Source organism: Microbacterium sp. zg.Y909, from assembly GCF_024626565.1.
The window spans coordinates 1-23,102 of sequence record NZ_JANJFJ010000015.1 but is presented as its reverse complement, the minus strand read 5'-3'; the positions used below and the strand labels follow the sequence as shown (position 1 = coordinate 23,102).

22 protein-coding genes, 1 pseudogene and 2 riboswitches are annotated in these 23,102 nt (G+C 71.0%); of the genes and pseudogenes, 9 read left to right on the top strand and 14 right to left on the bottom strand.

The features are described 5' to 3' along the window. Position 1 precedes the first annotated feature (1 nt). Positions 2 to 319, top strand: coding sequence for a metal-sensitive transcriptional regulator (locus tag NQ160_RS02805; RefSeq protein WP_257513719.1), 318 nt, complete (start codon positions 2 to 4; stop codon positions 317 to 319). Positions 320 to 328: 9 nt separating this feature from the next. Here the strand turns inward: NQ160_RS02805 and NQ160_RS02800 are convergent, their stop codons facing one another. Further along, on the bottom strand, positions 329 to 811 hold the full coding sequence (locus tag NQ160_RS02800) for an Lrp/AsnC family transcriptional regulator (RefSeq protein ID WP_257513718.1): 483 nt from the start codon (positions 809 to 811) through the stop codon (positions 329 to 331). 115 nt (positions 812 to 926) lie between these two features. Between NQ160_RS02800 and NQ160_RS02795 the strand changes: the two genes are divergently transcribed. After that, positions 927 to 2,147, top strand: coding sequence for a trans-sulfuration enzyme family protein (locus NQ160_RS02795; protein WP_257513717.1), 1,221 nt, complete (start codon positions 927 to 929; stop codon positions 2,145 to 2,147). Between the two features lie 68 nt (positions 2,148 to 2,215). Here the strand turns inward: NQ160_RS02795 and adhP are convergent, their stop codons facing one another. Together adhP and NQ160_RS02785 are read right to left on the bottom strand one after the other, a co-directional pair. Next, positions 2,216 to 3,235: an alcohol dehydrogenase AdhP gene (gene adhP / locus NQ160_RS02790; protein WP_257513730.1), complete on the bottom strand. Its 1,020-nt coding sequence runs from the start codon at positions 3,233 to 3,235 to the stop codon at positions 2,216 to 2,218. Between the two features lie 190 nt (positions 3,236 to 3,425). Continuing rightward, complete coding sequence (locus NQ160_RS02785; RefSeq protein WP_257513716.1) at positions 3,426 to 3,977, bottom strand: type 1 glutamine amidotransferase domain-containing protein; 552 nt, start codon at positions 3,975 to 3,977, stop codon at positions 3,426 to 3,428. A 130-nt stretch (positions 3,978 to 4,107) separates the two neighbouring features. On the opposite strand from NQ160_RS02785, the gene NQ160_RS02780 reads away from it, so the two are divergent. Beyond that, a complete protein-coding gene (locus NQ160_RS02780) occupies positions 4,108 to 4,233 on the top strand; it encodes a hypothetical protein (protein ID WP_257513715.1) in 126 nt (41 codons plus the stop codon). A 10-nt stretch (positions 4,234 to 4,243) separates the two neighbouring features. Here NQ160_RS02780 and NQ160_RS02775 read toward each other — a convergent pair whose 3' ends face one another. Then, a complete protein-coding gene (locus NQ160_RS02775; protein ID WP_257513714.1) occupies positions 4,244 to 4,429 on the bottom strand; it encodes a hypothetical protein in 186 nt (61 codons plus the stop codon). 38 nt (positions 4,430 to 4,467) lie between these two features. Here NQ160_RS02775 and NQ160_RS02770 point away from each other — a divergent pair, with 38 nt between their 5' ends. Further along, complete coding sequence (locus tag NQ160_RS02770) at positions 4,468 to 6,378, top strand: ABC transporter ATP-binding protein (protein ID WP_257513713.1); 1,911 nt, start codon at positions 4,468 to 4,470, stop codon at positions 6,376 to 6,378. A gap of 21 nt (positions 6,379 to 6,399) precedes the next feature. On the opposite strand, the gene NQ160_RS02765 is transcribed toward NQ160_RS02770, so the two are convergent. The 6 genes from NQ160_RS02765 to NQ160_RS02740 are packed head-to-tail and all read right to left on the bottom strand — an operon-like array spanning position 6,400 to position 12,981. Beyond that, on the bottom strand, positions 6,400 to 7,356 hold the full coding sequence (locus NQ160_RS02765; RefSeq protein ID WP_257513712.1) for a glycosyltransferase family 2 protein: 957 nt from the start codon (positions 7,354 to 7,356) through the stop codon (positions 6,400 to 6,402). Continuing rightward, positions 7,353 to 8,495 (bottom strand): cysteine desulfurase family protein, encoded by a 1,143-nt coding sequence (locus NQ160_RS02760; RefSeq protein WP_257513729.1) that lies wholly within the window; start codon positions 8,493 to 8,495, stop codon positions 7,353 to 7,355. Before NQ160_RS02760 ends, NQ160_RS02765 begins: the two co-directional genes overlap by 4 nt. A 7-nt stretch (positions 8,496 to 8,502) precedes the next feature. Then, positions 8,503 to 9,357, bottom strand: coding sequence for a carboxylating nicotinate-nucleotide diphosphorylase (gene nadC, locus NQ160_RS02755; protein WP_257513711.1), 855 nt, complete (start codon positions 9,355 to 9,357; stop codon positions 8,503 to 8,505). Further along, positions 9,357 to 10,940 (bottom strand): L-aspartate oxidase, encoded by a 1,584-nt coding sequence (gene nadB, locus NQ160_RS02750; RefSeq protein ID WP_257513710.1) that lies wholly within the window; start codon positions 10,938 to 10,940, stop codon positions 9,357 to 9,359. The genes nadC and nadB overlap by 1 nt, the downstream gene beginning before the upstream one ends. Beyond that, positions 10,937 to 12,292 (bottom strand): quinolinate synthase NadA, encoded by a 1,356-nt coding sequence (gene nadA / locus NQ160_RS02745; protein WP_257513709.1) that lies wholly within the window; start codon positions 12,290 to 12,292, stop codon positions 10,937 to 10,939. The genes nadB and nadA overlap by 4 nt, the downstream gene beginning before the upstream one ends. A gap of 11 nt (positions 12,293 to 12,303) precedes the next feature. Then, complete coding sequence (locus NQ160_RS02740; RefSeq protein WP_257513728.1) at positions 12,304 to 12,981, bottom strand: NUDIX hydrolase; 678 nt, start codon at positions 12,979 to 12,981, stop codon at positions 12,304 to 12,306. 119 nt (positions 12,982 to 13,100) lie between these two features. Here NQ160_RS02740 and NQ160_RS02735 point away from each other — a divergent pair, with 119 nt between their 5' ends. Next, a complete protein-coding gene (locus tag NQ160_RS02735; RefSeq protein ID WP_257513708.1) occupies positions 13,101 to 14,294 on the top strand; it encodes a MarP family serine protease in 1,194 nt (397 codons plus the stop codon). Between the two features lie 27 nt (positions 14,295 to 14,321). Here the strand turns inward: NQ160_RS02735 and NQ160_RS02730 are convergent, their stop codons facing one another. The 4 genes from NQ160_RS02730 to NQ160_RS02715 form a co-directional block, all read right to left on the bottom strand. After that, complete coding sequence (locus NQ160_RS02730) at positions 14,322 to 15,257, bottom strand: carbohydrate ABC transporter permease (protein ID WP_257513707.1); 936 nt, start codon at positions 15,255 to 15,257, stop codon at positions 14,322 to 14,324. Then, positions 15,254 to 16,333: a carbohydrate ABC transporter permease gene (locus NQ160_RS02725; protein ID WP_257513706.1), complete on the bottom strand. Its 1,080-nt coding sequence runs from the start codon at positions 16,331 to 16,333 to the stop codon at positions 15,254 to 15,256. Before NQ160_RS02725 ends, NQ160_RS02730 begins: the two co-directional genes overlap by 4 nt. A gap of 89 nt (positions 16,334 to 16,422) precedes the next feature. Then, positions 16,423 to 17,712, bottom strand: a complete 1,290-nt coding sequence (locus tag NQ160_RS02720) for an ABC transporter substrate-binding protein (RefSeq protein ID WP_257513705.1) — start codon at positions 17,710 to 17,712, stop codon at positions 16,423 to 16,425. Between the two features lie 24 nt (positions 17,713 to 17,736). Further along, positions 17,737 to 19,380, bottom strand: a complete 1,644-nt coding sequence (locus NQ160_RS02715; protein ID WP_257513704.1) for a GH39 family glycosyl hydrolase — start codon at positions 19,378 to 19,380, stop codon at positions 17,737 to 17,739. 167 nt (positions 19,381 to 19,547) lie between these two features. On the opposite strand from NQ160_RS02715, the gene NQ160_RS02710 reads away from it, so the two are divergent. The 4 genes and pseudogenes from NQ160_RS02710 to NQ160_RS02695 all read left to right on the top strand — a co-directional run. Then, positions 19,548 to 20,585: a LacI family DNA-binding transcriptional regulator gene (locus NQ160_RS02710; protein WP_257513703.1), complete on the top strand. Its 1,038-nt coding sequence runs from the start codon at positions 19,548 to 19,550 to the stop codon at positions 20,583 to 20,585. A gap of 145 nt (positions 20,586 to 20,730) precedes the next feature. Then, positions 20,731 to 20,819: riboswitch (glycine riboswitch) on the top strand. Further along, positions 20,820 to 20,928, top strand: a riboswitch (glycine riboswitch). It begins immediately after the preceding riboswitch. 48 nt (positions 20,929 to 20,976) lie between these two features. Next, positions 20,977 to 22,107 (top strand): glycine cleavage system aminomethyltransferase GcvT, encoded by a 1,131-nt coding sequence (gene gcvT, locus NQ160_RS02705; protein ID WP_257513702.1) that lies wholly within the window; start codon positions 20,977 to 20,979, stop codon positions 22,105 to 22,107. A gap of 23 nt (positions 22,108 to 22,130) precedes the next feature. Then, on the top strand, positions 22,131 to 22,514 hold the full coding sequence (gene gcvH / locus NQ160_RS02700; RefSeq protein WP_257513701.1) for a glycine cleavage system protein GcvH: 384 nt from the start codon (positions 22,131 to 22,133) through the stop codon (positions 22,512 to 22,514). Further along, positions 22,511 to 23,102, top strand: a pseudogene (locus NQ160_RS02695) (glycine dehydrogenase (aminomethyl-transferring)); the annotation flags it as partial. The gene gcvH and the pseudogene NQ160_RS02695, both read left to right, overlap by 4 nt.

Below are 23,102 nucleotides of genomic sequence, written 5' to 3'. Positions count from 1 at the left end.
CATGACCACCGTCGAACACGACGCCCACGACACCCACGTGCACGGATACATCACCGACAAGGAGAGGTACCTCAAGCGGCTCAAGCGCATCGAGGGCCAGGCCCGGGGCGTGCACAAGATGATCGACGACGAGAAGTACTGCATCGACATCCTGACGCAGATCAGCGCGCTGACCAGCGCCCTCAATTCCGTCGCCGTGGGCCTGCTCGAAGACCACCTGAAGCACTGCGTCGTCGATGCCGCGCGCCTGGGCGGTGACGAAGCCGACGCGAAGGTCGCCGAGGCGACGGCCGCCATCGCGCGTCTCGTTCGCTCCTGACCGGCAGGATCAGTCCCGCGGCAGCACGCCCACTCCGTCGCGCCGATCGAACACCAGGTGCGTCTCTGTGGAGCGCACGCTCGGGTGCACCGTGATGTGCTCGAGCACGAGGTCCCGGAGCGCATGCGCGTCGGCGGCGGCCACGTGCAGCACGAAGTCGTCCTCGCCGGCGACGTGGAACACCTCGATGACGCCGGGGATGTCCGTGAGCGCTTGGAAGAGCTCGGTGACGCCGCTCTTGGTGTGACTGCCCAGGCGCACGTTGACGATGGCTCGCAGGGGAAAGCCCAGCGCGGCGGTGTCGACCCTGGCACGGGTGTCGACGATGAGCCCGCGCTGCCGCAGCATGCGCACGCGGTGGGCGCAGGTGGACTCCGCCAGGTGCAGGCGATGGGCGAGCGCCTTGTTGGTGACGTCCGCCCGCGTGCTGAGTTCGGCGAGGATCGCCCGGTCGATGTCGTCGATCTCGTCGACGTCGGGTTGGGATCTCACCAACGGTGCGTCCTTCCTGACGGGTGCCGAGGCACGAAACACGGGATCTCGGGCTCGTCACGGCACATTCTGCGGTGATGCCGCGCATGTGCGGTGTTTCCCGCATCATATGGGCATGGACCTCCCTCACCGGCATCCCGACACCGCCGCCGTCCACGCCGGACGCGCCGACCTGGGCGCGCTGGGGGTGCATGCCCTCCCGCTGGACCTGTCGACCACCAATCCGCTGCCCGATGTGGAGCGCGGCGGCGACTCGTACGAGACCCTCGCCACCGGTGGCCGACCCACGGCGGACGACAGCTTCGTCTATGCCCGGCTGTGGAACCCCACCGTCGCGCGCTTCGAGGACGCGCTCGCCGAACTCGAGGGGGCCGAGGCTGCGGTCGCCTTCTCGACCGGCATGGCTGCCGTGACGGCGGCGATCCTCGCGCACACCCAGGCGGTGGGTCGCCCGCATGTCGTCGCGGTGCGGCCGCTCTACGGAGGCACCGATCACCTGCTGGCGGGCGGCCTGCTGGGCACCGAGGTCACCTTCTGCAACGAGGCCGACGTGGCCGGTTCCCTGCACGCCGACACCGGGCTCGTCATCGTGGAGACCCCGGCCAACCCCACGCTCGACCTCGTCGACATCGCCGCTGTGGTCGAGGCCGCCGCCGGCGTGCCGGTGCTGGTCGACAACACCTTCGCCACTCCGGTGCTGCAGCAGCCGCTCGCACTGGGGGCCGCGATGAGCCTGCACAGCGGCACGAAGTACCTGGGCGGGCACGGGGACACGATGGCCGGGGTCATCGCCTGCTCCGAGCACACCGCGCAGGCGCTGCGGCGGGTGCGGGCGATCACGGGCGCGCTCCTGCATCCCCTCGGTGCGTACCTGCTGCACCGGGGTCTCGCAACGTTGCCGCTGCGCGTGCGTGCCCAGCAGGAGAGCGCCGCCCGCATCGCCGCGTGGCTCCAGACGCACCCCGCCGTCGGGCGAGTGCACTACCCGGGGCTCGAGGACGACCCGCGCGGACTCATGGGGCGTCAGCTGCGCGGTGGTGGTGCCATGGTGGCCTTCGAGATGCGCGGCGGCTACCCGGCCGCCGCCGCCGTCGCCGAAGGTGTCGAGCTCTTCACCCACGCGGTGTCGCTCGGCGGCGTCGACTCGCTCATCCAGCATCCGGCAGCGCTCACGCACCGGCCCGTTGCGGCCGAGGCCCGTCCGTCGGCGGCGGTGCTGCGCGTGTCGATCGGGCTCGAGCACGTCGATGACCTCGTGGCCGACCTCGACCGGGCACTGCGCGCGGCCGAGGGCGCCGAAGCGGTGGCGGACGCCGAGGTCGCCCTGCAGGTCTGAGGCACACGTGGACGCAGAATGCCCCGGACCGGGTCCGGGGCATTCTGCTGTGGGCTAGGGACGAATACTCAGTCCTGGGCGTACCGCATCACGATGCGGCCTTCGATCTTGCCCTCTTCCATGCGGTGGAAGATGTCGTTGATGTCGTCGAGCTTCTCGACGGTGATGGTCGGGTGGATCTCGCCGCGGGCGAAGAAGTCCAGCGCCTCGACCATGTCCTGGCGGGTTCCGACGATCGAGCCGCGGATCGTGATCGCCCGCAGCACCGTGTCGAAGATGTCCGCGGGGAACTGCCCCGGGGGGAGGCCCACGAACACGACCGTGCCGCCGCGACGGCTCATGCCGGTGGCCTGCCCGAACGCCTGCGGGTGCACGGCGGTGACGAGCACGCCGTGGGCGCCGCCGGTGCGCTCCTGGATCTCGGCGATCGGGTCAGTCTTGGCCGCGTTGACCGTGATCTCGGCGCCGTGGCGGCGGGCGAGGAAGAGCTTGTCGTCGTCGATGTCGACGGCGGCGACGCGCATGCCCATCGCGCGGGCGTACTGCACGGCGATGTGGCCGAGGCCACCGATGCCGGAGATGACGACCCACTCGCCGGGCTTGACCTCGGTCATCTTCAGGCCCTTGTAGACCGTGACACCGGCGCACAGGATCGGGGCGACCTCATCGGGGTCGACGCCGTCGGGGATGCGGGCGGCGAAGCGCTCGTCGACGAGCATGTACTCGCCGAAGCTGCCGTCGATGGAGTAGCCGCCGTTCTGCTGTTCGGGGCACAGGGTCTCCCAGCCCTTGCGGCAGAACTCGCACACGCCGCAGGCGCTCCAGAGCCACGCGTTGCCCACCTTGTCGCCGACGGCGAGCGTGGTGACGCCTTCGCCCAGCGCGACGACCTCGCCGTAGCCCTCGTGGCCGGGGATGAGATCGGACTTCGGGGGCACGGGCCAGTCACCGCGGGCGGCGTGCAGGTCGGTGTGGCAGACGCCGCTGGTGATGACGCGGACCAGAGCCTGGCCGGGGCCGGGGGTGGGGATCGGCACCTCGGTGACGCTCAGTGGCTGGTCGGGAGCGGTGACGACGGCCGCACGCATGAGGCCGTCCGGAACGATGCCGCGGCCGGCGTTCTCGGCCGCGTTCGTCATCGTCGTCATGACAATCACTTCCTTCGGACGGACGGTCGCCGTCCCTCGGCCAAAAATCATAGCGCTATGGTCAGACCACAGCAAGGGCCGCAAGAAAAGCGGCGACCCCCGCGGAGGATCGCCGCTTTCCTCGGGTCGCTCAGGCCGTCTGTCCGGAGTGCTCGCCCTCGGCGATCTCTTCGACCACCTTGGCGTTGAAGGCGGGCAGGTCGTCGGGGGTGCGGCTGGAGACCAGCCCGGCATCCACGACCACTTCCTTGTCGACCCACGACGCGCCGGCGTTGCGCAGATCGGTCTTCAGGCTCGGGTAGCTGGTGATCGTGCGTCCGCCGAGCACGTCGGCGTCGGCGAGGATCCACGCGCCGTGGCAGATCACGCCGACCGGCTTGTGCTGGGCGAAGAAGTCGCGGGCGAAGGCCACCGCCGCTTCGTCCATGCGCAGGTCGTCGGCGTTGACGACTCCGCCCGGAAGGACGAGGGCGTCGAAGTCCGCAGCCTGTGCCTCTGACACCGAGAGGTCGACCGTCTGCTCATGGCCGTTCTTGCCGGTCACGGACCCGTCTGCGGGGGAGACCAGCGTCGCTGCGGCGCCGGCCTGGGTCACCGCCTGCCACGGGGAGGTCAGCTCGCTGTCTTCGAAGCCGTCGGTCAGCAGGAACGCCACGCGCTTGCCGGTGATGTCCTCGGTCATGTCGTCGTCCTTTCGTCGGTGCGCCGGGACTGCCCCCGGCGCGCATTCCACGGTAAGGACGACCGGCGGCGGGTGCCGCGGGCTTGCGCATGCGGCGCGGGTGACCTACAGCGGGGCTAGTGTGGAGCGCATGGCCACCACCCCGAACGCGCCCCTGACCCAGCCCCTCGCACCCGTCGCTGAGGAGAAGAACCTGCTGCCCCTCGCCGAGGAGAGCTCCTCGTGCTGCGGCGGCAGCTCGTGCTGCGGCAGCTGACCCGCGCTCTTTAGCGGTCGTCGCCCCAGTCCTCGGTCCCGGGGGCGTCGGTGGGCTCCGGCTCGAGTTCGCCCTCGTGTCCCTTCGCCGGGGACGGGCTGACCAGTTCCTCTTCGGGGATCTTCTTCAGCGCATCGATCTCTTCGCGCAGCTCGTCCAGCTGCGCCCGGTCGGCGTCGTCGGGAGTGTGGTTCATGCCGACACCCTACCCGCGGGCCGACGTAGGCTGAACGGATGACCATGGGCATGGGCGGCGGCGGGCCGCGCGGCGGATTCCGCGGCGTCGACGAGTCCGCACAGCGGCGCATCAACGCCCAGGCCCCCCGCATCCCCGGCCTCGGCCGGCGGGTGGTGGAGCTGTTCCGGCCCTACCGCGCACGCATCGCGGTCACCGGCCTGCTGGTGATCCTGGGCTCGGCGCTGGCCGTCGTCCCGCCGCTTCTGGTGCAGCGGGTGTTCGACGACGCGCTGTTCCCGACCGACGGCTCGGGGCCGGACCTCTCGCTGCTCCTGCGTCTGGTCGCCGTCATGATCGGGCTCTTCCTGGCGTCGGCCGGGGTCAACGTCCTGCAGACGTGGCTGACCGCGACGGTAGGCAACCGCGTGACCGGCGACCTGCGGGTGCGATTGTTCGACCACCTGCAGGCCATGGAGCTCGCCTTCTTCACCCGCACCAAGACCGGTGTCATCCAGTCGCGCCTGCAGAACGACGTCGGCGGCGTCTCGGGGGTCCTCACCAACACCGTCACGAGCATCCTCGGCAACGCGGTGACGGTCGTCGCCTCGCTCGTGGCGATGATCATCATCGACTGGCGCCTGACGATCGTCGCCGTCGTGCTCATGCCTGCGCTGGTGCTCGTGCAGCGCAAGGTCGGTCAGGTGCGTGCGCGCATCGCGGGGGAGACGCAGGAGTCGCTGTCGGAGCTGACGGCGATCACGCAGGAGACTCTGAGCGTCTCGGGCATCCTGCTGTCGAAGTCGTTCAACCGGCAGCGCACCGAGTCTGCCCGCTACCGCGCCGAGAACGGCAATCAGGTCGTGCTGCAGGTGCGCCGGGCGATGAGCGGCCAGGGCTTCTTCGCCGTCGTGCAGGTGCTCATGGCGAGCGTGCCCGCCGTGATCTACCTCGTCGCGGGCTACCTCATCGTCGGAGGAAGTCCCGACATCACCGCCGGCACCATCGTCGCCTTCACCACGGTGCAGGCGCGGCTGCTGCAGCCGCTCACCGGCCTCATGCGCGTGGCGCTCGATCTGCAGACCTCCTCGGCGCTCTTCGCGCGCATCTTCGAATACCTCGACCTCACGCCGGCGATCGGCGACGCCCCCGACGCCGCCGACGTCGCGCAGGGGCCGGGGCCGCTGGGACGGGTGGAGTTCCGCGACGTCGTCTTCCGCTATCCGGATGCCACGGGCGACACCCGACCCACGCTGAACGGCGTCTCGTTCGTCGCGGAACCCGGGCAGCACGTCGCCTTCGTCGGCCCCTCGGGGGCAGGAAAGACCACCGTGCTGTATCTCGCGCCGCGGCTCTACGAGGCCTCGGACGGCACCGTGCTCTTCGCGGGCACCGATGTGCGCAGGCTCCGCCACGAGTCGCTGATCGACCAGGTCGGGATCGTGTCGCAGGAGACCTACCTCTTCCATGCCACGATCCGGGAGAACCTTCGCTACGCCAAGCCCGACGCCACTGACGAGGAGCTCGCTGCCGCGTGCGCCGCGGCGAACATCGACCACATCATCAGCGGCTTCCCCGCCGGCTACGACACGGTCGTCGGTGAGCGCGGCTACCGGCTCTCCGGCGGTGAGAAACAGCGCATCGCCATCGCCCGCGTGCTGCTGAAGGATCCGCCCGTGCTGCTGCTGGACGAAGCGACCTCGGCGCTGGACACCGTCTCGGAGCGCGTGGTGCAGGACGCCCTGGATGCCGCCGCCCGCGGCCGCACGACCCTGTCGGTGGCCCATCGCCTCTCGACGGTGATCGGCGCGGACGTGATCCACGTCGTCGAGGCTGGGCGCATCGTGGAGTCGGGCACCCACCGGGAGCTGCTGGCCGCCGGCGGGCTGTACGCCAAGCTCGCCGCCGAGCAGGTCGCCGCCTCCCGGGTGCTCGAGACCGAAGAGTCCATCGCGCGGCGCGTGGAGTAGCCCGCGCCCGCGGCCCGCGGCTCAGAACAGCAGTGCTGCGGCGGCCAGCCGTGCCGTGCGGTCGTCCAGCGGGGCGTGCGCGCCGCCGCGCGCCCAGACCTCGCGGACGAAGGCGCCGAGCGCGCGCCGATAGGCATCGTCGGGGTGGATGCGGGCGATCTCCACGAGCGGGGGGAGGTCCATCGAGAGGATGAGCTGCACGCGGGCGCGCACCGCGGCATCGTGTCCGCCGGCGGCGAGCACCTCGAGGCCTTCGGTCATGGCGGAGAGGTAGTCCCGCAGCACCGGCAATGCGCTCTTGCCCTGGGTGATCGACGAGCCGTCCGCGCGCTCGCGCCAGTGCACCACGACGTCGGGCACCGTGTCGAACCGGCGCGCGCGGCTGTACATCTGCTGCGCGACGATCTGGTCCTCGTACAGGCGCCCGTCGGGAAAGCGCAGCCCGGCGCGTCGCCAGAAGTCGGTGCGGCTGACCTTGGACCAGGCCACGATGTTGCCCGACGACTCGGGGTGCGCCTCGATCGTCGTGCCGCGGCGCGCCGGGTCGGTGGCAGCCGCGACCCACGGCTGCACGAGCCCGGCGGCGTACTCTCCCGTGGCATCCGGACGCAGGCGCACGTAGGCGCCCACAGCGAAGTCGCTTCCGGTCTCGTCGAGCACGCCGACGAGCCTCTCCAGGGCCGTCGGGGTGAGCACGTCGTCAGCGTCGAGGAAGCCGAGGTAGGGGGTCTCCACGAGGGCGACGCCGGTGTTGCGGGCGGTGCTGAGGCCCCGGCGCTTCTCGTGGCGCACGAGGCGGAAGCGCGGGTCGGTGGCTGCAGCGGCGGCGAAGATCTCGCCGGTGGCATCGGTGGAGGCGTCGTCGACGAGGATCGCCACCCAGTTCGTCAGGGTCTGCCCGCGGAGGGACTGCAACGCCTCCTCGGCGTAATCGGCGACGTCGAACCCGGGCACGATGACGGTGATCGCGGCTCTCACGTGCCTGATCGTACCGCCGCGACCGATGAGGCGACGGCCGCGGACAGTGCCGCCGGGTCGGGGACGGGGCCGTGCCCGAAGGTGAAGCGCACCGCCGTCTGCGCGACCTCGGGCGCGATGCCGAGGGCCAGGAGCACGTGCGACGGCTCGTCGCTGCCGGCGGCGCAGGCTGACCCGCTGGAAGTCACGATGCCGCGGCGCTCGAGCTGCAGCAGCACCGCTTCGCCGCTCGCCCCGGCGAAGGTGAAGCTCGCGCTGCCCGGAAGACGGCGGACGCGGTGGCCGGTGAGCTGGGCGCCGGGGACGGTCGACAGCACCGCCTCGATGAAGGCGTCGCGCACCGCGGCGACCCGTGCTGCGGCATCCGCGCGTTCCGCCTCGGCCATCTCCAGCGCGACAGCGAGCCCCATGGCCCCGGCGACGTTCTCGGTGCCGCTGCGGCGGCCGCGCTCCTGACCGCCGCCGTGCACGAGCGGCTCGAGCGGGACGCGGCCGCGCACGGCGAGGACGCCCGTGCCCTGCGGGGCGCCGACCTTGTGCCCCGCGATCGACAGGGCATCGGCGCCGGTGCCGGCGAGGGGAAGCCACCCCGCGGCCTGCACGGCGTCGAGGTGAAGCGGTACGCGGTGCGCGGCGCAGACGGCCGCGAGCGCTGCGGCATCCTGCACCGTGCCGACCTCGTTGTTGGCATAGCCGATCGACACGACGGCCGTGCGGGGACCGATGACCTCGGCGAGCCGATCGGGGTCGATGAGGCCGGTTGCGTCGACGGGGAGGAGGATGACCTCCGCACCGTGCAGGCGTTCCAGGTAGTCGCGCGACGCCAGGACCGACTCATGCTCGATGGCGGTCGTGATCACCTGGCGTCTCTGGGGGTCGACGTTGCGGGCGCCCAGGGCGATGCCCTTGACCGCCAGGTTGTTGGCCTCTGTGCCGCCGGCGGTGAAGACGACGTCGGCCGGGCGCATGCCCAGCACCCGCGCGACGCGGGAGCGCGCATCGGCGAGTGCGCCGGCGGCCGCCTCGCCGACGGTGTGGTGGCTCGACGGGTTGCCGAATCCGTGCGTGAGAAAGGGCTCCATCGCCTCGAGCACCGCGGGGCGCACGGGCGTCGTCGCGGCGTGATCGAGGTAGAGCAGCGACACGTCAGGCCTCGAGGGCGATGTCGAGGCCGAGATCCAGGGCCCGCGCCGAATGGGTGAGCGCGCCCACCGAGATGACGTCGACCCCCGTCTCGGCGATGGCCCGGACGGAGTCGAGGGTGACCCCGCCGGATGCCTCCACCGTCGCCCTGCCCGCGATGATCTCGACGCCTGCGCGCAGCATGTCGAGCGTGAAGTTGTCGAGCATGACCGTGCCGACGTCGGCGGCGAGCACCGCTTCGATCTGGTCGATGCTGTCGACCTCGACCTCGACGTGCGTCGTGTGCGGCAGCTGGGCAATCGCGCCCTGCAGGGCCGCGGTCACGGACACGCCCTTCTGCCGCAGCACGGCGAGGTGGTTGTCCTTGACCATGACGGCATCCGACAGCGAGAAGCGGTGGTTGTGGCCGCCGCCGTTGCGCACGGCGTGGCGCTCGAAGGCGCGCAGTCCGGGCGTCGTCTTGCGGGTGTCGGCGATGCGGGCGCCGGTGTGGGCGACTTCGGCGACGTAGAGCGCGGTGAGGGTGGCGATGCCGCTCATGCGCTGCACGAAGTTGAGCCCCACCCGCTCGGCGGTGAGCACGGCCCGTGCCGGACCGGTGACGACGGCCAGCGTGTCACCCGCCGCGAACAGCTCGCCGTCCTCGACCCGCAGTGACACGTCGCAGCGGGGGTCGGTGAGGCGGAAGGCGGCCTCGAAGACATCGCCCCCCGAGAACAGGCCCTCTTCGCGGGCGACCAGCGCGGCGCGGGCCGTCGCGGTCTCGACGATGAGGCTCTCGCTCGTGAGGTCGCCCCAGGGTGCGTCCTCGTCGAGGGCTGCGCGGACGGTGCGGTCGATGACGGTGCGGGTGAGCATCACACGGCTCCTTGAGTGACGAGGGCGGGAACGGCGTCCCGCCGGTGGTGAGCCCCGACCGATGCGGTGCGGGCATGGGCGGCGGCGACGAGGTGCTCGGCCACGAGCAGCAGGTTCGCGTCCTCGTGCTCAGCGGCGGTGCGGGGCTCGCGCGCGTCGGCGCGCCAGCCCGCGAGGACGGATGCCGCGTGGGCGAGCCCGGGCTCGTCGCGCTCGAGGCCCGCCGCTTGCCACATCAGCCGCTGCAGCGCCCCGCGGGTGAACGCAGGGAGCGCGGCGGCTGCGGGCGAGGCCGTGGCGATGGTCGTCGCGGCGGCGGCGGTGGGAGCCGAGGCGGGCCAGGGGAGGCGGGCGTCGCCGGCGATCACGTCGCCGGCGCGGGCGCCGAAGACGGCTCCCTCCAGCAGCGAGTTCGACGCCAGCCGGTTGGCCCCGTGCACGCCGGTGCGGGCGACCTCACCCACGGCGTAGAGCCCGGGCACGCTGGTGCGGCCGTACAGATCGGTGTCGATGCCGCCCATCAGGTAGTGCGCCGCCGGGGTCACCGGGATCGGCTCGCGCGCCCAGTCCCAGCCGCGGGCGCGGACGGCAGCGTCGATCGTGGGGAAGCGCTCGGCGAGGAACGCGGCGGTCGCTCCCGGGGTGGGGCGGATGCCGGTGGCATCCAGACGCACGGGTCGGCCGTTCTGCGCCGTCACCTGCTGGGCGATGGCCCGGGCGACGACGTCCCGCGGCGCGAGCTCGCCGTCGGGGTGCGCGTCGAAGGCGAACCGGCGGCCGTCGTCGTCGATCAGCACCGCGCCTTCGCCGCGGACAGCCTCGGACACGAGGAACGGCTCATCGCCGGGGAGGACGGTGGGGTGGAACTGGACGAACTCGAGGTCGCTGACCGCCGCGCCGAGGCGGAGAGCTGCGGCGATGCCGTCGCCGGTGGCCACCGGAGGGTTCGTCGTGTGCGCGTACAGTCGGCCGGCACCGCCGGTGGCTAGCACGACCGCATCGGCGTGCAGGCGCACCGGGGCGGGGACGGCGCGCCCCGCCCCGCCTGCGGCACCGGCTGCCGGCGCCGGTGCTGTGCGCGCCACATCGATTCCGGTGACGCGACGCGGGGTCTGCACGACGCCGAGGAGGAACGCGTGCTCCATGACCCGCACGCCGGCGGCGCGCACGGCATGCACGAGCGCGTGCTCGATGGCCCGCCCGGTGGCATCGCCGCCGGCGTGCACGATGCGCGGGTAGGAATGCGCGGCCTCGCGACCCTTGCGGAAGGCGCCGTCGGCGTCGCGGTCGAAGGCGACCCCGAGCTCCACGAGCTCCCCGATGCGCAGGGCGCCCTCGGTGGCCAGCACCCGCACCGCGGCGGGGTCCGAGAGCCCGGCCCCGGCGGCGAGGGTGTCACGGATGTGCGCGTCGACGCTGTCGTCGGGGAACAGCACGCCGGCGATGCCGCCCTGGGCGAACCGGGTGTTGGTGTGCCCGAGCACGTCCTTCGTCACGAGGGTCACCGTGCAGCCCGCAGCCCGGGCGTGCAGCGCCGCGGCGAGGCCGGCGATGCCGGAGCCCACCACGACGACGGCGGTCACGGCCGTGCCTGTGCGGACGCGGGTGGCTTCGCGGCGAGCATGCGCTCCAGCGCCACCCGGGCGGGGTCGGCGACGTCCTGCGGCACCGTGATGCGGTTGACGACGGTGCCGGCGACGAGGGACTCGAGCACCCAGGCGAGGTAGCCCGGGTGGATGCGGTACATGGTCGAGCACGGGCAGACCACGGGGTCGAGGCAGAAGATCTCGTGCTGCGGGTGCTCCGCCGCCAGGCGCCTGACGAGGTTGATCTCGGTGCCGACGGCGAAGGTGGTGGGACCGGGCGCGGCCTGGATCGCCTTGCGGATGTAGTCGGTGGACCCGGCCTCGTCTGCGGCATCCACGACGGGCATGGGGCACTCCGGGTGCACGATCACGCGCACGCCGGGGTGCTCGGCGCGGGCCTTGTCGATCTGCTCGACGGTGAACCTGCGGTGCACCGAGCAGAAGCCGTGCCACAGGATCACCCGGCTGTCCTGCAGGGTTGCGGCATCCGTCCCGCCCCAGGGCTTCGTCGGATTCCACATCGGCATCTGCTCGAGCGGCACGCCCATGGCCTTGGCGGTGTTGCGGCCGAGGTGCTGATCGGGGAAGAACAGCACCCGCCGTCCCCGCTCGAAGGCCCATTCCAGCACGGTGCGGGCGTTGGACGAGGTGCAGACGATGCCGCCGTGGCGGCCGACGAATCCCTTGATCGCGGCGGAGGAGTTCATGTATGTCACCGGGATCACCGGCACGCGTCCGTCGGCGCCGGCCGCGGACATGTCCCCGAAGACGTCCTCGAGCTGCTCCCAGCACTCCTCGACCTGGTCGATGTCGGCCATGTCGGCCATCGAGCACCCGGCGGCGAGGTTGGGCAGGATCACTGCCTGGTCGGGCTGTGAGAGCAGGTCGGCGGTCTCGGCCATGAAGTGCACGCCGCAGAACACGATCGCCTCGGCCTGGGGGTGCGCCTTGGCGGCCCCGGCGAGCTGGAACGAGTCGCCCACGTAGTCGGCGTGGCGCACGACCTCGTCGCGCTGGTAGAAGTGGCCGAGCACCACGACGCGGTCGCCGAGGGCGAGCTTGGCGGCGCGGATGCGCAGGTCCAGCTGCTCGTCGGTGGCGTCCCGGTACTCGGCGGGAAGCTCGCCCTGCCGCGGTGCGCCGGTGGGGATGACGTCGCCCATCGACGCGCCGGGTCCGTAGCCGGGCCGGGTGTCGAACTCCCAGGGTCCGGCGGCGAGGTCGGTGTTGCAGGTGGCGCCGGGGGCGACACCCGAGACGATGGCCTGGATCTCGACGTCGACGCTCGGGGAGGCGATGGGCCGGCCCGACGCGGGGCGCGGCTGCAGAGTCAGTGGGGTGGGGGTCATGACGGTGTCCTTCAGCGGGGGAGGGGGCCGCGATCGGCCAGTTCGACGTCGTGGTTGTAGCGGTACAGCCTCGCGGGGCGGTGGCTGCCGGTGCGGAAGTCGTCGGTGGGGATGAGGGTGCCCGACGTGTCGACCTGACGGCGGAAATTCGCCGGGTCCAGCCGGCGCCCGAGGATCGCCTCGTAGACCTCCCGCAGTTCGGCCAGGGTGAACTCCGCCGGCAGCAGGCCGTGCGCGATGCGGCTGTAGCCGACCTTGTTGCGCAGGCGCCACAGGGCGTAGTCGACGATCTGGGCATGGTCGAAGGCGAGGGGAGGGAGGGATGCCGCGTCGAACCACGCGACGTTGTGCTGTGCTTCGGCGGCATCCGCCTCGTCGGGGCGCACCAGGGCCCAGTAGACGATGGAGATGACCCGGCTGGGCGAGCGGTCCACGTCGCCGAACGCGTAGAGCTGCTCGAGGTAGCTGGGGGCGAGCCCTGTCGTCTCGGCGAGGGTGCGCGCCGCCGCGGCGTCGAGGTTCTCGGCGACGTCGAGCCACCCGCCGGGGAGCGCCCAGCGCCCTTCGTACGGGTCGCGGGTGCGTTTGACCAGCGGCAGCACGACGGCGGCCCGCTCGTCGCCGGCAGTGCGGCGCAGGCTGAAGATCACCGTCGAGACGGCGACGCGGATGCCGGGCGTTCGTGTCATCATGACCCTAACTGTGTGCTGGCGATCTTAGTGTCGAGATGACCTGAACCGCAACCGCCCCCGGACGGGCGTCATCACAGGCGAGTCCCCTACGCTGACGGTTTCGGGGGAGGGCACGCATGATCGTCGACATCGTGGTGATCGCGGTGCTCGTGGTCGCACTCGTGATGGGAATCCGCAGCGGGCTGCTCGCCGGGGTCGGCGCCCTGGTGGGCCTCGCGGTGGGAGCGCTCGTGGCCTACTGGGTGGTGCCGATGATCCTTCCGGCGCTCAGCGACGTGCTTCCCTCGCCGGGATGGCGCAGCGTGGCGGTCATCGTCGGCACTCTCGCTTTCGTGGGACTCGCCGCGGGACTGGGGTCGGCCCTCGGCTCGATCGGACGCCGGGGAGTCGACCGCATACGACTCGGATGGCTCGAGCGCGTGCTCGGCGGCGCCCTGAGCGTCGTGGTCGCGGCGCTCGCCGTCTCGCTCGTCGCCCAGACCGTGGTGGTCTCGGGTAATCCGCTGCTGTCCACGATGGTGTCGTCCTCGCGTCTCGTGCGCACGATCGACACGCTGACCCCGCCGCCGGTCGACGCCGCCCTCGCACAGGTGCGCGGCGCCTTCCTGGAGGAAGGGCTGCCCCGCCTCGGCGACCTGTTCGGCCCGAGCGTCGTGCTCGATCCCGCAGCGCCCGCGCCCGAGCTCGCGCTGGACGATCCGCGCCTGCAGGCGGCGGCGCAGGCGGTGGCCCGCATCTCGGGGGTGGCGTACGCGTGCGGCACCAGCTCGACGGGGACGGGCTTCGTCGCCGCGGACGATCGCATCGTGACCAATGCCCATGTCGTCGCAGGGGTCACCGACCCGGTGGTGGAGCTGCCGGACGGGACGGTCCGGCAGGGGCGGGTGGTGTACTTCGACGCGGCGGACGACCTTGCCGTCATCGCCGTCGCCGACATCGAGGTCGCGCCGCTCACCATCGCCGCCACACTCGCCACCGGCGACGAGGCGATCGTGCAGGGCTACCCCTTCGGCGGCCCCTTCTCGATGGGCGGTGCCCGCGTGCTGTCGGTCGGTGCGGTGGAGGTCCCCGACATCTACGAGACCTCGTCGTCACCGCGCGAGATCTACGCCCTGTCCGCCTCGGTGCGCCCCGGCAACTCGGGGGGACCGCTGCTGACGCCCGGGGGAGAGGTGGCCGGCGTGGTGTTCGCCCGCGCGGAGTCGGGGGAGGACATCGGATACGCCATGACGCCGGCCGAATTCGCCCCGGTCGTGGATCAGGCGCCGTCGCTCACGCAGCCGGTGTCGACGGGTTCCTGCGCGCAGTGACGCCGCTCATCGCCACGCAGGCGATCCTCAACCCTTGACGGCACCGGCCATGACACCGGCTACGAGCTGCCTGCCGAGGAACACGAACGCGACGAGCAGAGGCAGCGCGATGAGGAAGACGCCCGACATGATGAGGGCGTGATCGGCCGTGAACGCACCGCTCAGCTGCGGGATCACGAGCGGGAGCGTCTTCTGGCTGCGCAGGACCACCGACGGCCAGAAGAAGTCGTTCCATGAGCCGACGAAGGTGAACAGCGCCAGTGTGGCTGCCGCCGGCCGTGCTGCCGGGAGGGCGATCGACCAGAACGTGCGGAAGACCGTCGCGCCGTCGACGCGCGCCGCCTCGATGAGCTCGTAGGGCAGCGCCTCCTTGAGGTACTGCGTCATCCAGAACACCCCGAACGCCGTCACGAGACTCGGCACGATCAGAGCGGTGAGCGAGTCGATCCACCCGAACTCGTTCATCATGATGAACATGGGGACGGTGCCCAGCTGCATCGGGATCGCCAGCGTTGCGATCACGAAGACATAGAGGGCGTTGCGGGCGCGGAATCCCAGCTTGGCGAAGGCGAACCCGGCGAGGGTCGAGAAGAAGACGGTCGCGGCCGACACGAGCACGGCGACGATGAGCGAGTTGGCGAACGACGTCCAGAAGTCGATCTGGTGATTCGAGATGATCGCGCCGATGTTGGCCAGGAGGTTCGGGCCTGGCACGAGACGCGGCAGCGCCGACTGCGCGATCTCCAGCCGCGTCGACGAGCCCAGGATCGCGGCGTAGTAGAGCGGGAAGATCGACGCCACGACGACCACCGACAGGAGCCCGTAGGTGACCCAGCCGGGCCGGCGGCCACCCGAGTCGTCGCTTGGCCTGCTGAGGTTGACCGGCTTTCCCTTCGCCGCGCGCCGCTCTGCATACTTCTTGGCCCCCGGGCCGGAGATGTTCTCGATCAGCGCGGTGCTCATCGCTCGGATCCTTCCGTGACGGTGGGGCGTTCGGCGTGGGTGGTGGGGGCGTTGGCCTCGGCACGCACCTGCGCGACGAGCTTCTTCGCTGCCGCGCGGGAGGCCCGCGTCGGCCTGGAGCCGCTGTCGGCGATCGCGCGGGTGAGGAAGAAGTTCAGCAGGGTGAAGACGATGATCACGAGCGCGAAGAGCCACGCGACGGCGGCGGCCTGGCCCATGCGGTCCTGCCAGTCGCCGAAGCCGAGGTTGAACAGGTACAGGACGGTGGTCAGCCACTGGTCATCGGAGCCGCCCTGGCCCGTGCCGCCGCTCCCGCTGCCGTCGAAGACGCGCGCCTCGTCGAAGACCTGCAGACCGCCGATGGTCATCGTCAGGATGACGAAGATCATCGTGGGGCGGATGCTCGGGATCGTCACCGAGAAGAACTGTCGCGCCCGGCCGGCGCCGTCGATTGTGGCCGCCTCATAGAGATCCCGCGGCACGGCCTGCATCGCGGCGAGGAAGATCAGCGCGTTGTACCCGGTCCAGCGGAAGACGATCATCGTCGCGATCGCAACATGGGAGAGGAACCGGTTGTGGAAGAAGGGGGAATCCACGTCGGTGAACCACCCGAGGTCGTGCAGCAGCGGCGTGACGAGCCCGAACTGCCCGAAGACCTGCGAGAAGATCATCGCCGAGGCCACGGGCATCACCACGAACGGGATGAGGATGCTCATGCGCCAGAAGGTCTTGGTGCGCAGGTTCTGATCGAGAATCGCCGCGATCAGCAGCGACAGGATCAGCTGCGGCACGAGCGCCAGCACGAAGATCGAGAACGTGTTCTGCAGCGAGGTCCAGAACGCCGGCTGGTTGAGGACCCAGGCGAAGTTGTCGAGCCCGACGAACTCGCCCTGGCCGAGGCGCCGGTCCCACTCGTGCAGGGCGACCCAGATGTTGAAGATGATGGGGAAGAAGCCGAAGACCGCGAAGCTGAGGAAGAACGGCGAGATGTAGAGGTAGGGCGAGACCTTGATGTCCCACCTCGACAGCTTGCGGGAGAATCCGACGCGGCGCGGCGCCGGGGTGAGGGGTGTCATGTCTCGGCCTCTTTCATTCATCGTCGAATTCCGAAATGCCGCCCTGGCCCGGCGTGAGGATGCCGGGCCAGGGCAGCGATGAGGGGTGATCACTCGGTCAGGCCGAGGGCGTCGAACTCCGCCACCGTCGACTTCCACGCGGCCGAGGTGTCCTCGTTGCCGGTCTCGATGCGACGGATGCCGTCCATCACCAGCGTCTGGATGCCGGCGAAGTTCACGCCGCGGTATCCGCCGGCCGCCTTGTCGCCTGCCGACTCGGCCAGAGCGGCGTAGATGCCGCCGGTGGCCTGGTCTCCGAAGAACTCGTTCGGTGTCTCGGAGACCGTCGGGTCCGCCATGGCGTCCAGCTGCGAGGGGAACTGGCCGTTCAGCAGGAACATCTCCACGGCCGCCTCGGGTGAGGTGAGGAAGTCGGCGAGCTCCGTGGCCGCATCGGTGTTGTCACCGGTGGCCGGCACCGCGAAGAACGAGCCGCCCCAGTTGCCGCCGCCGTCGGGGAAGATCTCCGCGATCTGCCAGCCCTCCAGGCCGGCTGCGTTCTCCGCGATGATGCCCGTCGCCCACGCGGGGGTGATGACCGTGGCCCACCGGCGCGCCTGGAACCCGGCGTCCCAGTCGGCATGCCCGATGCCGACCCCGGCCGAGACGCCGTCTTCGGCGGCCTGGCCGAACAGGGTGAACAGGTCCTCGATGTCGGTGTTGTCGGCCAGCGGCATCGCGTCGCCGCTGTCGGGGTCCTCGAAGGCGCTCGGCAGCTGGTTGATCGCAGCCTGGAAGGCGGTGCTGGTCGAGTCGATCCAGGCGGCGTCAGAGACCCCGGTGAACTGCCGGCCGGCGTCGAGGAACGATTCCCACGTGGCATCCTCGCCGCCGATGAACTCCGTGAACCCGGCAGGGTCTGCGGGCAGGCCCGCAGCCTGCATCAGGGTGGAGTCGTAGGCGATCGCCAACGGACCGATGTCCATGCCGTAGCCCTTGATCTCGTCGCCCACCGAGCCCTGGGAGACCTTCCAGTCGACCCACCGGTCCTCGACGGCCGGCAGCGTCACCCAGTCCTCGGGAACGGCCATCATCTCGGTCCACCAGTCGAGCTCGACCAGGTGCACGTCGGACAGTCCCGCACCGTTGGACCCGAGTCCGTTGCGCAGCACGGTCTGGGCAGAGGCGCCGTCGGCGAAGGAGTTGATCTCGACGGCGATGCCGGTCTCCTCGGTGAACTGCTCGAGAAGGGTCTCCGGGATGTCGACCCAGGTCGCGATCGTCAGCGCGTCGGGCGAGTCGCCGCCGTCCTCGCCGCCGCCCGCGCTGCATCCGGAGGTCACGAGCGCAGTGGTGGCGATGAGCGCGACGAACGCTCCGGTCTTGCGGGTGAATCTCATCATCGAGTCCTTTCGTGTGGATGGTCAGGGCAGGTCGGGGGCAGCGGCGAGGGAGGCCACGGCCCACGGGGGCAGCTCGAGGTCGATCCGGAGAGTGCCGTCTTCGGAGGCGGTGACGATGCTGCGCCGCAGCCGGTCGGCGACGTCGCGGAGCTGCTCGGTCTGGGCGGGGCTGAGGTTCAGCGGCGCTCCCATGGCGTACCAGGCCTCGGCGACGTTGCCCGACTCCCAGTCGACGATCTCGAGCGTGAACCGCGCCCGCGGGGGCAGGCCCTCGAGCGTGTGCCGAATGCGGCGGGCCGGGCCCATGCGGGCGAGCTCGCGCGTGTCGGCGTAGGTGCGACGCGCCTCCAGGCCGGTCGTCCCCATGTCATCGGGGTAGTTGTAGAAGACCGCCGACACCGCGCCGGTCAGCGAGGACCGGGTGATGATGCCGTGGGGCGTCTCGGCTACCACGCGGTCGCCCAGGCGGTTGAGCATCGCCATCGCGTGGAACGTCGGCTTGTGCAGCCCCTGCTCGTTGATCAGTCCGAATCCGCCGTGGAAGGGGCCGATGCCGCCGCCGCCCTCCTCGAAGACGTCCGTGAACGTCCAGTACGAGATCGACTCCGCCATCGAGGCGCCCTTGAGGAATGCCCGCACGATGTAGGCAGCCGCGAAGAGCGTGTCGTGCATCGCGTCGCGACTGGAGGGGGACGTCGACCACTCGGTGATGTGCAGCTCGGCATCGGGGTAAGGGCTGTCTGCCATGAGCCGGCGCATGAGCTGCAGGTCCACGTGGGTGGCGTCCCTCTGGCGCGTGATGGCCTTGCCGCGACCGGTGGAATCCGCGGCGTAGTCGGTGGGGTACAGGTGAGTGGAGAGGAAGTCGAGGGGGACGTCGCGCTCGGCGCAGTACGTCAGGAACTCGAGGATCCACACCGGCTGCCAATCGAGGGAGTCGGGGCTGTCCGCCTCGGCGGTTGCGACCTCGAGCGAGGGGTCGTGGTACTCGCCGGCGTAGCGGGCATCGGGCACGAACACGCTCGTCGACGGGCCGCCCACCCGCAGCCGGGGGTCGATCTCCTTGATCGCCTTCACCGTGGCCTCGTACAGCTCGAAGTACTCCGTGCGGCTGCCGGTCCAGAAGTGGGGGACGAGGTTGGGCTCGTTCCACACCTCGAACGGCCAGCGGCGCACCTCGTGGATGCCGTAACGGTCGATCCAATGGCGCACAGTGCTCGTGACCAGCTCCACCCAGCGCCCCATGTCGTTCGGCGGGCTGCAGTGCGCCTTCCACCAGAACAGCGTCTCGGTCTGCGTGGCGAGCGCTCGTGGCATGAACCCCAGCTCGACGAAGGGGCGCGCACCGGTGGCGAGGATCGCATCGAAGACCTTGTCGACGTAGGAGAACGTGTAGACGGGTTCCGGCAGCGGCTGGGGCGGGCCGAAGCCTCCGCCGTCCTCGGTGCGATACACGAACATGTCGTCGTGGAACAGTCCATGGAAGCGCACGTGCCGAACCCCGAGGAGGTCGACGGCTTCACGGAAGTGCGCCTGCCAGTCGGCTCGCAGTGCTTCGCTCGCCCGGCCCGCGCCCACGCATTCGTTCCAGACGTGGCGCAGTGTCAGGTCGGTCGCCACGTGGCCATCGGCCAGTACGGTGGACACCGGCGCGTCGAGAACCATGCAGAACTCCTTTGGTCTTCTGGATATCGAAACTCTTTCGTCACCTTTCGGTGCGCAGATCACGGTACAGCCAGGGCACTGACGTGTCGACGGCACGTTTATCACGGTTTGGTAACGGCGAGCATGGGCCGTGTAGATTGAAAATGTTTCGACGGAAGAGGTGGGCGATGACGGATTCCGCACGGCGGCGCAGGGCGACCCTTTCGGACGTCGCGGCGGCGGCCGGGGTGTCCCAGGCCACGGTCTCCAAGGCTCTCAACGGACGCGACGACGTCGCCGCGGAGACGCGGGAGATCGTGCTGGCGGCCGTGGCCGAACTGGGCTATCGGCCGACGACCGCCCCCGCGACCTCGTCGCGGCGGGCGATCGCGGTGACCTTCGACATCCCCGCCTCCCCGTACATCCTGAACGTGCTGCAGGGCGTGCTGGTCGCGGCGACCGAGAACCGCCTCGACCTGCTCACCCGCCTGCCTCCCGATCGTGCCGCGCGCGGTCAGCGTGCCGTCGGTCGCGACTGGATCGCCGAGCAGCGCGCCAGCGGCGCGATCGGCGTGGTCGGGCTGACGCTGTCCCACCCGGACGCGCTGCTGGATGCCGCAAGCGAGGCGGGTCTCCCGTTCGTCATGGTCGACCCCGTCGATGCCACCCACAAGCGGCTCGTGAGTGTCGCCTCGAGCAACTGGGCCGGCGCCCGCACCGCGGCGGACTACCTCATCGGCCTCGGTCACCGCCGGATCGCGTGGATCGGCGGCCCGGAGGCGTCCGCCGCAGCGCGCGACCGTCTGTACGGCTATCGGGCCGCGCTCGACGCGGCGGGGCTGGAGATCGACCCGGCGCACGTCGTCGCGGACCAGTTCGATGCGGCAGCAGGAGCGCGACATGCCCGCGCGATGCTCGGGATGGACCTCCCGCCCACGGCGATCATGGCGGCAGACGACGAGATCGCGGTCGGTGTGCTGGCGGCGGCGCGAGAACTCGGCGTGAGCGTCCCCCGCGATCTGAGCGTCATCGGCTTCGACGACACGCCGCAGGCATCCTGGACGACGCCCCCGCTCACGACGGTGCATCAGCACCTGGACGAGATGGGGCGGATGGCCGTCCACACGGTCGTCGCGATCGCCGAGGGCCGGCGTCCCGTCTCGCGGCACGTCGAGCTGGCCACCTCGCTGACGATCCGCGAGACGACGGCACCGCCGCCCGCCTGAGCGGATCCGCGGCCGGGGTGCGCCGGCCGGGCGGCGCCCGGCGCGGAGTGGGGGATGTTCTGCTCGGCGTCGGCCGCGCGCTATGCTGGCCGCGCGTCTCGCCTTCTGGCCGTCGCCGGCTACGGCCGACAATCGAACATCGGCCATCACCCTCGCGGGAGAGCCCCGGTCACCGGGCACCGAAGGAGCAAGCCTCCCCGCCAATCTCTCAGGTACGCGTACCGTGCGGGTTCGGCCACTCTGAAAAGCGATCCGCGCCGCGCGCGTATCCGCCGACGGTGAAAGCGCCCCTCCCGCCCGCGGGCCGGCGCGAAGCTCTCAGGCCCATGACAGAGGGGGAGTTCACAGCCGTCGGTCCCCGGCGTCTGCCCGTACGAGATCGGGAGAACTCATGACCGGACCCCGCTACACGCCCCTTCGCGACCGACACGAAGCGCTCGGCGCTGCCTTCACCGATTTCGGCGGATGGATGATGCCGGTGCGGTACTCGTCGGACCTCGCCGAGCACCACGCGGTCCGTGAGGCCGCAGGCCTGTTCGACATCTCGCACATGGCGGAGTTCGACGTCGAGGGCGCCGATGCGGCGGCATTCCTGGATTACGCCCTCGCCGGCCGGGTGTCGGCCATGGCCGTCGGCAAGGCGAAGTACTCCCTCGTGCTCGCCGAATCGGGCGGGATCGTCGACGACGTGATCGTCTATCGACTGGGTGAGCAGCGGTACCTCGTCATCGCCAACGCCGGTAACCGCGAGGCGGTCGCCCGGGCGCTCACCGCGCGCGTGGCGGACTACCGCGGCGCAGACACGGGCCGCGACGTGAGCGTCGAGGACGTCTCGGATGCCTTCGCCCTCATCGCCGTGCAGGGCCCCGCCGCCCGCGGCATCCTCGAGGCGCTCGACGACATCGCCGACCTCGACCGGCCGCTGTCGGAACTGCCCTATTACGCCGCCGCGCAGGGCCGGTTCCGGCAGTGGCCGCTGCTGGTGGCGCGCACCGGGTACACCGGCGAGGACGGCTTCGAGCTGCTCGTGCCGGCGGAAGCCGCCGGCGACCTGTGGGACGCCCTGCTCTCGGCCGGTGAGCCCCACGGTCTGGTACCGGCCGGCCTCGCCGCGCGCGACACGCTGCGACTGGAGGCGGGGATGCCGCTGTACGGCCACGAGCTCTCCCTCGACATCGTGCCGGCCCAGGCCGGCCTCGGCCGGGTCGTCGCGGCCGACAAGGAGGACTTCGTCGGCCGAACCGGGCTCGACACGGTGGACGCCGGCGACGCGCCCGTGCTGGTCGGCCTCGTCGGCGAGGGCAGGCGCGCGGGGCGCGCCGGCTACGAGGTGTTCGACGGCGACGAGCGCGTCGGCGAGATCACCAGCGGCGCCCTGAGCCCCACCCTCGGCCATCCCATCGCGATGGCCTTCGTCGCCCCGGCCGCCGCCGTGCCGGGAACCCCCCTGACCATCGACGTGCGCGGCACCCGCCTGCCCGTGACCGTCGCCGCGCTGCCGTTCTACCGACGCGCACACTGACCACCGAAACCCGGGAGCACACCATGGCCGACCTCACCACCCTCCACTACACCGCCGAGCACGAGTGGATCGCCGTCGACGGCGACGTCGCGACGATCGGCATCACCGACTACGCCGCGCAGCAGCTGGGCGACGTCGTCTTCGTCGAGCTGCCGAGCCCCGGCTCCACCGTCACAGCCGGGCAGGTGTGCGGGGAGATCGAGTCCACGAAGTCGGTCGGCGAGCTCTACGCGCCGGCTTCGGGCGAGGTCGTGGAGGTCAACGAAGACGTCGTGGCCGACCCCTCGGTGGTCAACACCGACGCGTTCGGCAGCGGATGGCTGATCAAGCTGCGCATCGACGGGGCGTCGCTGGGCGACACGCTCGACCGCGCCGGCTATCTCGCCCTCACCGGCGGCGACGCATGACCGGCGCCTTCGCCGCCCGCCACATCGGCACCGACGCCGCTGCCGCGCGCCAGATGCTTGACGTGCTGGGATACGACAGCGTCGACGCCCTGCTCGAGCGCGCCGTGCCGGCGTCGATCCAGGTGCAGCCACGCCCGACGAGCGACATCCCGCCGGCGGCCACCGAGCACGACGCGCTTACGGAGCTGCGGGAGTTCGCGGCATCCAACCGGCCGGCGAAGGCCATGATCGGCTTGGGCTACTACGACACGCACACCCCCGCGGTGATCCAGCGGAACGTCTTCGAGAACCCGTCCTGGTACACCGCGTACACGCCGTACCAGCCGGAGATCTCGCAGGGTCGGCTGGAAGCGCTCATCAACTTCCAGACGATGGTGACCGACCTCACGGGGCTCGCGACGGCGAACGCGTCGATGCTCGATGAGGCCACCGCCGTCGTGGAGGGCATGCTCGTGGCCCGGCGGGCCTCGAAGGGCGCGTCGAATGCGTTCCTCGTCGACACCGACGCGTTCCCGCAGACCAAGGCGCTGCTGCGGCACCGGGCCGAGGCACTCGGGATCGAACTCATCGAGACCGATTACGCCGGCG